The organism is Citreicella sp. C3M06 (genome assembly GCF_018860705.1).
In the GTDB taxonomy this organism is placed as follows: domain Bacteria; phylum Pseudomonadota; class Alphaproteobacteria; order Rhodobacterales; family Rhodobacteraceae; genus Salipiger.
The window spans coordinates 1-12,940 of record NZ_JAHKQA010000084.1 but is presented as its reverse complement, the minus strand read 5'-3'; the positions used below and the strand labels follow the sequence as shown (position 1 = coordinate 12,940).

The 12,940-nt window shown below is 62.6% G+C and carries 11 protein-coding genes and 1 pseudogene; 3 read left to right on the top strand and 9 right to left on the bottom strand.

Annotation, left to right across the window (positions count from 1 at the left end; genetic code table 11):
• Positions 1 to 313: pseudogene (locus KO516_RS20210) on the top strand (hypothetical protein); the annotation flags it as partial.
• Between the two features lie 32 nt (positions 314 to 345).
• Here KO516_RS20210 and KO516_RS20205 read toward each other — a convergent pair.
• The 3 genes from KO516_RS20205 to KO516_RS24445 form a co-directional block, all read right to left on the bottom strand.
• Entirely contained in the window at positions 346 to 1,590 is a 1,245-nt protein-coding gene (locus KO516_RS20205) for an MFS transporter (RefSeq protein ID WP_216005594.1), read from the bottom strand.
• 55 nt (positions 1,591 to 1,645) lie between these two features.
• Entirely contained in the window at positions 1,646 to 3,151 is a 1,506-nt protein-coding gene (locus tag KO516_RS20200) for an amidase (protein ID WP_216005593.1), read from the bottom strand.
• 233 nt (positions 3,152 to 3,384) lie between these two features.
• A complete protein-coding gene (locus KO516_RS24445) occupies positions 3,385 to 3,735 on the bottom strand; it encodes a hypothetical protein (RefSeq protein WP_252737750.1) in 351 nt (116 codons plus the stop codon).
• On the opposite strand from KO516_RS24445, the gene KO516_RS20195 reads away from it, so the two are divergent.
• On the top strand, positions 3,640 to 4,503 hold the full coding sequence (locus KO516_RS20195; RefSeq protein ID WP_252737747.1) for a helix-turn-helix domain-containing protein: 864 nt from the start codon (positions 3,640 to 3,642) through the stop codon (positions 4,501 to 4,503). The two genes, KO516_RS24445 and KO516_RS20195, sit on opposite strands and share 96 nt — an antisense overlap.
• A gap of 297 nt (positions 4,504 to 4,800) precedes the next feature.
• Here the strand turns inward: KO516_RS20195 and KO516_RS20190 are convergent, their stop codons facing one another.
• From KO516_RS20190 to KO516_RS20165, 6 genes are all read right to left on the bottom strand, one after another.
• Entirely contained in the window at positions 4,801 to 7,293 is a 2,493-nt protein-coding gene (locus tag KO516_RS20190) for a PAS domain-containing hybrid sensor histidine kinase/response regulator (protein WP_252737743.1), read from the bottom strand.
• Entirely contained in the window at positions 7,290 to 7,787 is a 498-nt protein-coding gene (locus tag KO516_RS20185) for a molybdopterin-dependent oxidoreductase (RefSeq protein WP_216005606.1), read from the bottom strand. The genes KO516_RS20190 and KO516_RS20185 overlap by 4 nt, the downstream gene beginning before the upstream one ends.
• Positions 7,788 to 8,316: 529 nt before the next feature.
• Complete coding sequence (locus tag KO516_RS20180) at positions 8,317 to 9,990, bottom strand: ATP-binding protein (RefSeq protein ID WP_216005591.1); 1,674 nt, start codon at positions 9,988 to 9,990, stop codon at positions 8,317 to 8,319.
• 74 nt (positions 9,991 to 10,064) lie between these two features.
• Positions 10,065 to 10,622, bottom strand: coding sequence for a heme NO-binding domain-containing protein (locus KO516_RS20175; RefSeq protein ID WP_216005590.1), 558 nt, complete (start codon positions 10,620 to 10,622; stop codon positions 10,065 to 10,067).
• 352 nt (positions 10,623 to 10,974) lie between these two features.
• The gene (locus KO516_RS20170; RefSeq protein WP_216005589.1) at positions 10,975 to 11,820 is read right to left on the bottom strand and encodes an NAD(P)H-binding protein; all 846 of its coding nucleotides are present in this window, start codon (positions 11,818 to 11,820) and stop codon (positions 10,975 to 10,977) included.
• A 344-nt stretch (positions 11,821 to 12,164) separates the two neighbouring features.
• The gene (locus tag KO516_RS20165) at positions 12,165 to 12,428 is read right to left on the bottom strand and encodes a DUF2218 domain-containing protein (RefSeq protein WP_216005588.1); all 264 of its coding nucleotides are present in this window, start codon (positions 12,426 to 12,428) and stop codon (positions 12,165 to 12,167) included.
• Positions 12,429 to 12,581: 153 nt separating this feature from the next.
• On the opposite strand from KO516_RS20165, the gene KO516_RS20160 reads away from it, so the two are divergent.
• On the top strand, positions 12,582 to 12,940 hold a 359-nt coding region (locus KO516_RS20160), incomplete at its 3' end, for a LysR substrate-binding domain-containing protein (protein ID WP_371742120.1).

The following is a 12,940-nucleotide window of genomic DNA, read 5'->3' as shown; positions in this document are numbered from 1 at the left end:
TGCGCCTGCCGGGCAATGGGCGTGGCCTATGACTGCCGCCGTTGCCACAGCGCCATCATCGACAGCCAGGCAACCGCCATCACCCGTTCCGCAAGAACGGGCGGCCTTGGAAGGTGGACGGTCCGGCGGCCGCGGCCACAAACGAGACCCTCCGCGCCTCCCGGCGCTATGGCAGGGCATTCTGAACGCGCCTCTCGGCAACCTCCTGCGGATGCGCGTGCGGGGCGATGGTAGGACCGGACGCCATGCCCGCGGCCGGATCGTGGCTAACAGGCGCTGCCTCGACGCCCTCGGGCAGCGCATCGCCGCAAGAGGGAGTTCTGCAACACCGCCACTTTACGCCATTCAATTCCCTCTGACCATCGGCGGGCGCAGCACCGCCACCAAAGCCACCGCCGCACAGGCCGCCGCTGTCGCCAGACGATAGCTCGAGGAGAAATCACCGGACTGCTCGGCCATGACGCCGGCCAAGGCAGGGCCTGCCGCCTGTCCGGCTGAAAAGGTCAACATCAAGGCGGCAAGGGCTTTCGCGGTGCCAACAGGCCCAAAGTAATCACCGGCGGCGGCGGATATGATGACCGGAATGCTCCATGCGGCGAGGCCAAAAAGCCCCACGGAAACGTACAGTCCGGGCCGCCATGCGGTGAAGCCGACGCAGGCGAAGGCGACACTCAGACAGGCAAAGCCAATCGCCATCCCTGCCCGCCGTCCGATCCGGTCGGACAGGCCGCCAAACAGCAATCCCGACGGGATGCTGAGAATGCCGAACCATGACCAGAGCCCGCCGGCCTGCGCCTGTGTCATGCCGTAGCTGTCGCGCATGCTGGTGACGATGAAGGTGACGTACAGCATGTAGGTCGCGCCATAGAGGCCATAGATGATCCCCATATGCAGCAGCAGGCGGCGACGCGCGGCCCCTTCGGGGGCAACGCTCTGGGGCTGGCCGGGCAGAGGGGAACGCCCGAAGGGGCTATGCCCCATCTGGCCGGGGTGGTTGCGCAGGAACCCGAAGGCAAGGGCTGCCACCACAACGCTCATCGCGCCAAAGATCAGCCAGCCCATCTGCCATGCCAGAATGTTCTGGAACGGGGTCAGGTTCGGCACCGCCTTGCCGCTGAAGATAATCCCGAAACCGGGGCCTGCCATCACCAGCCCGGTGGCAAGGCCGCGATGCGACGGGGCGAACCAGTTGGCCATGACACTGAGCGCCGGTAAGACCACCGCGCCGCTGCCGATACCTGTCAGAAAATACAGCCCGCTGAGCATGGGCAGGCTTTGCGCCAATACCATGGCGAACATGCTCAGCGCCATCAGCAGCAACCCCGAGGTCACCGCAACACGCGTACCGACCCGGGCCAGAAACGGCGGAACGATCAGAACCGAGGTCAGATAGCCCAGCAGATTTATAAACCCCAGCATCCCGGCCTGCGCGTAGCTCCAGCCCAGCGAGTCCGACATTGCGGGCAACAGCATTCCGAACGCGAACCGTCCCAGCCCAAGGCCGCAAAAGACGGCGACGCCGCCGACAAAGGCGACGATCCATGCGTAATGCAGCACAGGCCGCGTGCGGTGTATCTGATGATCGCTCATGGGGGTCCTTGGCTGCGACAGAGGGGCGTCGGGAGGGCGCAGCCCTCCCTGTTGATCAGCGATAGCAGGCTTCCATGGCTTCTGCCGCGCGGAACAGGGTCATCTCGTCGAGATGACGGGCGATCAGCATGCCCCCGATGGGCCGGCCATCCGAGGTGGTGCCAACGGGAACCGAAATCGCCGGGTGCCCGGTGGCACAGGTGGGCGCGGTGTTGCCGACCATTTCAAAGGCCCGCCCGATGACCTCTTCGGGGCCTGCGTCCTTGGCGGGCATCGGCGTGGTCGGCATCGGGGTGGTCGGCATCAGCAGGACATCGACTTCCGACAGGGCGCGCTCATATTCGGCGGTCAGCAGGCGGTTGAGGTTTTGCGCCTTGCCATAGAACCGCCCCTGATGGCGGGACGCCATGTAATGACCGGTCAACATGCCCAGCTTCATGGTGTCCGACAACTCATCGGCGCGGTCTTTCCACGCGCTTTGCGCCGACCTCAGGCTGTCCAGAAACACGCCCTTCATGTTGGTGCCATAGGCATTGTGGCGCATCATCAGATCAAAGGTGCCTTCAAGGAAGATCGGCGTCCAGATCGCGGCCCCGGCGCTGTGCAGCGGGATGGAAACGGTGCTGACGATGGCCCCGGCGTCGGCCAGCTTGTCGGCGGCTTCCAGCACACGGTCATCGACCTCGGTCTCGGCACCGGGGGTGCCGAAGCCTTCGGGAACGATACCTACGCGCAACCCTTCGACGCCTTGGCCGAGGGCTTGCGTATAGGGTTGCGCCGGGGCGCCGCTTTGGCGGGGGTCAAGCCCGTCCGGCCCGGCAATGGCCTCGAGCATCAGGGCGTTGTCGGCCACCGTGCGGGTGATGGTGCCGGCGTGATCAAGGGTCAGTTCCACGGCGAAAATGCCGGTATAGGGCACGAGGCCATGGGTCGGCTTCAGCCCGACCGCGCCGCAATAAGATGCCGGGATGCGCACCGATCCGCCCTGATCGCCGCCCGTGGCCATATCGACGATGCCGCCCATCACCAGCGCGGTAGAGCCCGATGACGACCCACCGGCGTTGTGACCGGGCACCAGCGGGTTATCGACATAGCCATTGGCCGATGTGTGGCTGCCGCCAGAGGCGCAGTAATATTCGCAGACCGATTTGCCCAGAATGTCGCCGCCCGCATCCAGAATACGCTGCACGATGGTCGCGTCGATTTCCGGCACATAACCGTCCAGAATCGTCGCTCCGTTCATCATTCGCAGACCCGCGACACAGACGTTGTCCTTAATCGCCACGCGCTTGCCCGCCAGCTTGCCCTCGGGCGCGCCCTTGATCGTCGCCTTGACCGCCCAGGCGTTAAACGGGTTGTCCTCGGGGACCGGCTGGATGTCCGCCGAGCGGGGATATGTCACCGCTGGCAGCGGCTCTTGCATGCCGTCGACGAAGTCATAGGCGTCCAGCTGGCCCTGCATCAGGGCGTGATAGGTGACGGCCTCGGACTCGGTAAAGTGGATGCCGATCTCAAGGGCTGCGGCACGCACGTCATCGACGGTGGGGCGAGTGATGGTCATAACGGTATAGGCTCCTCTTGTGGTGCGGTGAAATGGCAAGCCGCCGGTGTGAGAGCCCCTGAAAACCCGGCCAACCGATTTACGCCCAGTTTTTATCCATTCGCGGGGCGGCCTGTGCTTATTTTGAGCAATCGCTCAATCATCACAGCGCCCGGCGCAGGAGACACGGCGGCGGTGTTTCAGGTAGGGTCAGGCGGGGAGCCCTCTTTTCATATTTTATTCTAATGGATTACCTATCCGTCGCGCTTGTTTGTGCGGGCCATATGCTGTGCTGAGACGGTCAAACCCAGCCCAGAGCGGCGCAGGATCATCACAAACAAGCGCCTTGCGCCCGTGCCAAACCGTGGCGCTTTGTCGGAACTGACGGTCAAGAAGTGCGGATCAGAACCATGGCGCAGGTCCAGACAAGCGGAACAGCGACACGCAGGCCCGGTTTCGACCTGTGGCATCAATCGACGTGCCGTGAATTCTCGACAACGGAATGCGAACTGCCCTTCAACCCGGATTTCACCGGTGCCGTGCGCGCCGGGAGAACCAATTCTCTGGCCATCGGTGATCTGACCGCCCGATCCGGCGATGGACATATGCCGTTGGTCCGCCGGGCCGGGGATATCCGCAGGGACCCGCGCGATCATATCATGCTGTACCTGGCGATCGACGGTCAGACGGGGCTGGAACAGGAACAGCGCGCCGTGCGGGTCGAGGCCGGGGATATCGTGCTGTACGATCAGGCGAAACCGTTCAAGATGGATTTCATCGGCAACATGCGGGGCCTCGTGGTCGCGGTGCCACGGGCCGAGGCGGTGGCGCGTCTGTTGCGTGTAGACGACCTGATCGCGCGCAAGATTTCGGGATCGTCTCAGGCGGGCAAGTTCACCGGGTCAATCCTGTCGCTGTTCACGCCAAAGGATGACGGCGGGCACGCGGATTTGTCGCTGACGATGGAATCCTCGTCGCTTGACCTGATTTTCGGCAGCATCGACCACTTCTTTGATGACAACGACTTGGGCGCGCAGGGCAGCCGTCAATTGGTGAAGCTGCAAGAGATCAAAACCTATCTGCGCAACAATTTGTCAGACACTGGCCTGACCATCGATACGATCTGCGCCGCGAACGGTGTTTCACCGCGCACGCTGAGCCGATTGTTCAGCCCGGAAAATACGTCACCGATGCGCTGGCTGTGGAAAACGCGACTGGACGTCGCTCATCAGGCCATCCTGCACAACAGAGGCCGTTCCATTTCCGATATCGCTTATGATGTCGGCTTTGCCGATGTGTCCCATTTCAGTCGCGCCTTCAAACAGGCCTTCGGACGCTCGCCCAGTTCAGTTCTGCGCCTTCGATCAACTTAGATCCGTGCGGCGGGCGAGAACGACAGTCTTGATACCAAGCCCGTCGGGGGGCGGGGCTTCACCCGGCACGACAGGGGCCCGAAGGTCCTCCTATCCGCAATCGCTCTCGCCGCGGCACTCGATTCCGGCAAAGATGTGATCCCCGAGTGTCATCAGATCATCGGGTTCTATCGACCGTCGGAGAAGACACCATCCAAGCCGTGCAGATGAGAGCAACGCGCGGCACCCGCCACGTTGTTCACCTGCGACGCGGTGGCAGGCGTCGTCGACGATTGGCCGACACAACTCCGCGCGAGGTCAGCCCAGAACAGGATCGGGGGCGACCTTCCAAACGGCACGCGCCTCGGCCATGGCAGCAACCGTCGCGGCGCGGTCGCCCGCGTTGGCATGGATTTCGAGCCGAGCAAGGACACCGCGCAGATCCATCTGCCCAAATGCCGCGGCGCTTCCGGCGATCTGATGCGCACGATTGGCGATCTCGGCCATGTCTTCCGGCCCCGTTGCGAGCCAGTCAAAGAATTCTCCGGTCTCGCGCGCATAGCGCGCGACCAGCTGCGCCTTTGGATCTGACGCGGGCGCGCCTTGGGCATGAGGCGTCGCGGCGGCAAACCGCTGCAGCGCCTGTCGCAGATCCGCTTCGGTCAGCGGTTTGGGCAGGAACCCGGACATGCCTGCCTCGGTGAACCGGACTCTGGCCTCTGGCAGCACATTGGCTGACAACGCGATGATCGGCACGTCGCGGCTCGCGCCCTGCCCGCTTCGGATCGCAACGGTGGCGCCAAGCCCGTCGAGGCGCGGCATGCGGATATCCATCAGAATAAGATCAAAGCGATGCGTGCTTGCAATGGCGACGGCGTCTTCGCCATAGCGCGCTTCGGTGACGCGATGGCCCAGCGACACCAGCAGCGCGCGGGCCAGTTCAAGGTTGATCTCGTTGTCCTCGACCAGCAGCACGTCCTGTCCGGGTAATTCCTGCGCAGCGCGCGGGGGCTGATCGGCGCTCTGCGGCGGATCGGCCGGCACCAGTGGCACCTTGACCCAGAACACGCTGCCCCCACCCGGTTCGCTTTCCACACCGATGCTTCCGCCCATGGCTTCGGCAAAGCGCCGCGCGATGCCCAGCCCGAGCCCGGTACCCCCGCTGCCAAGGGTGGCGGCGTCATCAACCGTCTGGAAATCGCCGAAGATGCGCAACTGGTCATCGTCGGAAATGCCGATGCCGCTGTCGATCACCCGGAATTCCAGCCAGTCGGTTTCGGACTCGCGCGTTTGTTCGATTTCGATCTGGATGTGACCGTCACGGGTGAATTTGATGGCGTTGCCCAGCAGATTCACCAGCACCTGCTGAAGGCGCGAACCATCCAGCCGGACCCATTCGATTGCCTCACCGACCCAATCCCATTGCATGAGATTGCCATTGGCTTCGGCCGCCGAGGATTGGCTATGAACAATATCCCGCACCAGATTTCCCAGATGCACCACCTCTTCGCGCACCATCGATGCGCCGGTTTCAAAGCGCGCCACATCCAGCACCGCGTCCACGTGATGCATCAGCAACTTGCCCGAAATATCCATGTTGCGCACATAGCGCTCTTGCACCGGGGTCAGTGTGGTTTTGCCGATCAGCGCCAGATTGCCCAACAGTCCGTTCAGCGGCGTGCGGATTTCATGGGTCATCATCGCAAGGAAATCCGCTTTCGCCTTTTCCCCCGCAAGCGCCTTGTCGCGAGCTTCGACCAGCTCGTTTTCCCCGGCGACGCGGCGCGAGATGTCGCGCAGAAAGGCCACAAACACCTGGTCTTCTCCGGCCTGCGCCGTTTCCAGCGCCATCTCGACCGGGAAAACCTCGCCGTTGCGCCGCTTGGCCTCAAGCCGGACACGCCCGGCCCCGGACACCCTGTGTTCGCCGTGCTCGCGCATCCGCGTCATTCCGGCATCATGCGCCGCTCGCAAATGATCGGGCACGAGGATGTCTGCGATTTTCTTGCCAAGGACATCGGCGACGGCATGATCGAAGATACGTTCGGCGGCACTGTTGAAGTTCAGGATGCGCCCATCCAGATCGCATACCACCACCGCGTCCAGCGACGTCTCGAGAATGACGTTGAGCCGCGCGTAGGCCTGCGCAAGTTCCTGCCCGCGCAGCTGCGACTGCGCCCCGATCCGCAGAGTGCGTTGCAACAGAAAGGCCAGCGCCAGCAAAAGCGCCACCGAGAACAGCGCAAGCTGCATCAGCGTCAGCGCAAAGGATTCCCGGCTTTGATCGGACCGCTCGGCGAAGAAATGCAGCCCCGCGGTCGTTGCCTGACGTAGCAGGAAACGCATCTCCCCCGCCTCGCGGGACAGGTCGGTAAACCCGGCGCGCAGGGCCGCGCGGTCGCCATCGATCAAGGGGATCAACTGGTCGAGCCGGGCACGGATCTCGGCCACCGGGCCGCCGAACCCATCTATATCGCGCAGATCGCCGTATAGCGACGCCGTGCCAAGCGTCACCATCCGACTGTAGAACACATCGAATCTGACGCCGACCTGCGTCAGCCTGGCGGATGAGGGCTCGATACGCGCCAGATCGACGGCATTGCGGAAATCCAGATTTTCCACTTCGGCCTGCGACATGACCCAATGCACATTGTCCGAGCGCGCCGAATGCAGGTAGCGCAGCTCGCGCACGGTCTCGGCCACAAGATATGCGATGGCGGCACTGCACAGCCCCCCGAGAACGATCAGGAACACCCAGGTGCGTGTCCAGGCTTTCAGCTTCGCAGCGCGGGCCTGAATGAGCTGGATCATTCAGTGATGGTCATTCGGTCGAGCTGCCATATGGACCGAGAATAGATCACTTCGGTGCGGTAGTCACTGGAAGAGGAGAACGGGTAGATCACCCAGAGCGGCCCCTTGTCGCGCCGCGACATCGCTGCGCCGTCCATCTCGTAAGCGATGATCGGCCCGTCGGCGGTGGCGTCCGAGACGGGGATCGTCACGCTATAGTCGTTGATCGCGGTGGCGGTGATCTGCGAGCCCGTCGCGCCGACATGATCCAGCAGATCGCTCAGCCGCACGCCGGTATAGCGGTGCGCGCCGTCGGTCCAGATCGTCTCGGTTTCGATGTCGCTTTCACCCAGGGCGCGCAGCGCCTCAAGATCGAATTGCGCGGCGTCGGGGCCGGCGATATCGCCCGACACGGTCAGCAGGACCGGCCCCTGCGCCTGAACGGCGCTCGCGATGGCTAGGCAAAACGAAACCACGGCAAGCCGGGCCGCAATCTGGAACGGAATAACACGCATTGTCACGATACCCTCATGAGCTGATGTTCTGTTGTCTCACGGGCGATGCCGTATGGATAGCCGCGCATTGGGTGAGCTACCTATCCAAAAGGATAGGATAGGCACCTCAAGACGCGCCCGGAGAACACTGCCGGAACGCTCAATACGATCAGCAAGAGATCACGTCCGATGCGGCCTGTGCCCACATCGAACAGATCCATGTCGATCATTTCGGCAACGCCGATGTCCGCCCGCCCCGACACCTGTCTTGCGCCGGGCCGCACCCGCAGCCATTCGCGCGCGGCTTTCGGATAACGGCGACCTTGCATGGCAGCGCCGCGCGGGGGCTGACAAATGACATCTGCCCGGCGAACAGGGCACCTATCAGCCGGACGACAGCTATACCGCCAGCTATCGGTTCAACGATGACTTCTACAGCAACAACCGCTGGCCGTGGAACCAGGGCGAAGCGCCCGGGCCGGGCATGACCGGCGGCAGCCTGTCGCTGACCTACAGGTTCAAGTTCCAGGCCCGCACCCCGCGACGACAGTCATTGATCCAGCAACGCGCCCAGCATCTGCAATTTCGCGCGGAATTTCTCGGCGGTCTGCGTGACCGTTCGATCATGCAGCTGCGTTTCCTCGGCTTCTATCTGGCGAACCCATTCCGACATGTCGGCAAAGCCGAACGCCATCGCCGCCCCTTTCAGGGAATGCGCCTGAATACCGACTTCGGAGCTATCGCCCGCCTGTTCGGCTGCCAGCAAGGCCTCGATCCGCGTGGTGGAATCCCGGACGAAATTGGCTGCAAAGTCAGTAAGCCCGTCCTCACCAAAGACATTCAGCAGCATTTCATACGCATCCGGCGACATCAGGTCGAAGAACGAGCGGTTCCCGGAGCCCTGCGACATCTCGGGGTCATTCAGTACGGGCGCTGGCGATGCATCGCGGCCCGCACGACCGGCGGACGCCAACGCGATCTCGATTGCGAGCTTCAGATCCTCGAAGGGAATGGGCTTGCTCAGGATTCTGTCGATGCCAACCAGATGCGCCTCTTCCTCGATGGCATCCATGACATGCGCGGTCAGGGCAAGGATGGGCGGGATCTGCGAGGCTGGCCATTTGTCCCGAATCCGGCGGGTGGCTTCCAGCCCGTCCATTTCCGGCATCGCCACATCCATCAGCAGCAGATCGTATTTTCCCGGCGCGAATTTCTCGAGGGCGACGCGCCCGTTTTCGGCCAGATCAGCCTTGATATTCATGCGATCAAGATAAGCCAGAAGCAGTTTCTGGTTTATGATATTGTCTTCGGCGATCAACACGCGCTTGCCCATGGCGTCCACCGCCGCCAGACCGCTGTGATCGGCGTTCTCTGCCCCCCCTTGCGCATCGGGTCGGGACACAACCCGTACGGGCACCTCGAACCAGAATGTCGAACCCTCGCCTTCGGTGCTGTTCACCGAGATCCGGCCCCCGATCCCGTCGATGATCCGCTTGCTGATCGCAAGGCCCAGCCCGGTACCCTGCGCCGCCGCTGTCAGCGGGTTGGTGATCTGGGTGAAATCCTTGAACAGATGTTCGAACTGGGATTGCGCGATACCAACACCGAAATCTTCGACTTCGACCCGCAACATGGCCCCGTCGGGATGAGGCGACGCCTGCGCGCGAATGATGATCGGACCATCGGTCGAAAACCGCAGCGCATTGTTGACGAGGTTGGAAACGACCTGTCGCATCCGCGTGGCATCGCCGCGAAACAGCTTGGGAACGCTCTCGTCGATCCGTGCGATAAGCTTGCGGTTGGCGCCATGCGCATGCGACGCGGCAAGGATGCGAATGCTTTCGATCAGCGCGCGAATATCGACGTTTTCTTCCTCGTACAGAAAGACGCCCGCCTCCATCTTGGAGAAATCGAGCACATCGTTGACGATGCGGTTCAGGCCTGCACCGGCGGTCTTGGCATTGGTCAGCAATTCTAGCTTTTCGGGATCGGCCTCGTCCATCGACAACAGGTCGATCATGCCCAGAAGCCCGCCCAGCGGCGTGCGGATTTCGTGGCTCATCGTGGCCAGAAACCGGCTGCGCGCCGCCGAGGCGGCCTCTGCCCGCTCCAGCGCAAGGCGCAGCTCTGCGGTGCGCTCCAGAACGGCCTGTTGCAGATCGGCGGAATAGGCCGACAGTTTCTGATTGGCCAGAAACAGATCGCGGCTCTTTTGCTCGAGCAAGGCCTCGGCCTCTTCCCGGGCCTTCAGAGCGCGCTCATATCGCGCGCGTGACACGCGGTCTTCACCAGGCTCCGTCATCCGTTCTGACGCTCGCCTGTCAAGGTGATGTCAAAGGTCGTCGATGTGGGCGTGTCAGGATGCGCCACCCGCCTGATGCTGCCCTCTTCGCCGAAATGCGCCAGACAGGCCTCGATCAGACCCTCACAAAAGGCGTCAAGCGGACGCGGCGAAGAATAGATCATTTCCAGACGGTTGTCTCCGTGTCGGCGGGTGTCGAACCGGGGCAGTTCCGCTTCGGGATACAGCTTCTTGACCTCGAAATGCACTTCCTGATCCACCGCTTCAAGCATCGCAAAAGCCGATGTCTTGTCCACGAAGAATTCGGGATAGTTTTCAAGAAAAACCCCCATCATCCAGTTTCCGAACGCACGCTGAAGCGCGTCTGGGCTCAGCCCGGAATGATCGCTGAAGGCAAGAACAATCTTCACCAGTTCCGAGCAGGGATAGTTGCCCACCGTGGTAAAGGCCCCTCCGTTCTCGAGCTCGGCCTTTTCAAGAACCGTGTCCACGGCGTCTTCGCCAAAGGTCTGCTCGGCCATCTTGATCAGTTCTACGAATATTACGCCCTTCATGGTCGCGCCCCTTTTCCCGTCGGTATCGTGTCAACCGTGCAGGCAGCGCGGCTGGGAAAATCCTGTCATCCGGTCCCGAACGGGCGCGCAAGCGATGCCTGTCACAGCCCAATTCCAGACCAGTGCCGGTGCACAGCCTACCCGACTGCCGGTTTAAAACAACGAAACACCGGATATTTGCCCACGCGTCCTTTGCCCCTCGCAAAAACTCACCGCCAAAGGCACGAAGATCGCGAACACACCCGCCCGCTCCGGATATCGAATTTCCAGATTTCGGCCAAGGCGGTGGGCCTGCTCTCGGACAGGCAGAACCGGGCGCGGGCATCTGCACTTCGAAATGTACCGGCGCTGTTCAGCGACGCAGCGAGGCGAAATAATCGTCCCACGGCTGATGCGGGCGCCCCGTGACGGCTTTGAAATCCCCCGGGCGATCATAGGCGTTGAGCCGAATGCCATCGTAGATTCCGCCGATGATCGGGCCGAGGAAATCGCCCAGCTCTGCGCTGCGATCCGCCACGAAGTCTTCGGGCGACATGACGCGGTAGCCAAGATCCGTGCCAAAGGTCCGGTTCAGGTAGGCGGCCAGTTCGGTCTGAGAGATGGGCGCGCCGTTCAGGTCAAAGGTCTGCCCGTTGTGGGCGGGCTGCGTCAGCATCGCGGCATAGGCATGGGCCAGTTCCGAACGGGTCACATAACCGCATTTGCCCGTGCCTGCGCTGTTGGCGATCTCGCCCTGCGCACGGTAACTATCGATATATTCTACATCCGGTTCGATATAGATTCCGTTGCGCCCGATGACCCAGTCAAGCCCGCAGGCGCGAATGTCGGCCTCGGTCTGGCGATTGCTCTGCACCACAGCAGAGAACGCAGTGCCCTGCTCCGGCCCCTGAATGCTGGTATAGACGATCTTGCGCACGGCTGCGGCCTTGGCGGCCTTGATGACATTGCGGTGCTGCCCGATACGATCTTCGGGGGGCGCCATTCCCGAGACAAGCACCAGCGCATCGACACCGCTGAGCGAGCCGCGAAGCTCTTCGGGCTTGTCGTAGTCACCGGGGCGGATCTCGATCCCGAGATCGCGGACCTTGCCCGGCGTCCGGGCCAGCCCGATGACGGGGGTGGCATTGGGCAACGCCATGAGCTTGCGGGCGATTTCCGCCCCGAGCTGGCCAGAAACGGCGGTGACGGCAGTGATCATCAGGCTCTCCGTTCGTCTTTTGGGCAGCATGGCTGGTCGAGGGCGCCGGCCATGCTAAGGGTATCCGTGACTGGCTTGGCTGACGGCGAAACTGTATTCGCACCAGTGCCATAGCATCGGCTGACCGTCGCGGCCTCTGGCCCATCAAAGGTGAAGAGGCCGTGTCCCACGCCAAGCTTGCCGGTACTTCCGTTCATTTTGCTGAAGAGCGCAACACTATTCCCGGACGCGAGGGCATCGGTACATCCGTCAAAAGGCCTCCGCGGTTCATCTGCTGGGGGTCGTCTTCATTGGCCATTCTCCGGCCTCGGTTTGCGCCCCTCAGGCCGCCGCGCAGGTCCCGTTCAGCTTGGGGTTTCACGCAAGGCCAAGCGTGCGGGCTGCCTGGCGATGACCTCGACCACACGGCCAAGCGAGGCCTGATCGGCGGCAGTTGCAGTGAGCATGAGGCCGCCGTCCTGCGCAGTCAGGGTCCAGATGCCGAAGGGCAAGGCGATCTCTTTCGCGCCGTGTTCAAAGCTCACCGGCGCCTTGTGAGCGAAATGCTTGCACAGCGTGCCAAGATAGCGTTCGGCTTTGTCGGTCCTGACAAAGGCTGTGGCGGTCATGGTCTCGTTCCTCGCGTTGCGAGGATTGTCTATCTCCAGCTGATTGACCCGTGTCTTCGTTGAAAGTGGAAGTCATAATGCCGGTGAGCGGGACATTGATCGACCAGCTCAGGCCCGTGGCCATCTTCGCGCGGGCTGGGCCAAAGCGAGCGAGTGCTGGTGGTTGGTGCGGAATGTGCTGCCGCCCACCCGGCCGAGCTAGAGGATTGGGACTGGCCGCGCTATCGCCATCGATCTGAAGACACCCGTCTGGCTGGCCCCGATGGGGAAGAGGTCAAGATCCTCGGCCAAGCGCGGCTGGAGGTCGATAGCATTGATGCGCTCGCCCATTTCGCGTGTCAGAATCTCGGTGCCACGGTGTTGCCGGAGCATCTCGCGGCTCGGGGTGAGGCCGAAGGGACGCTGGTTCGGCTGTTACCGGGATGGCAACTCGCGCCCTTGCGCATAGTCGCGGTTAGGCCCGACACGTCCCGGCGGGAAAACCTCGCGCGGCTCTTAGGGTCAGGATGCAT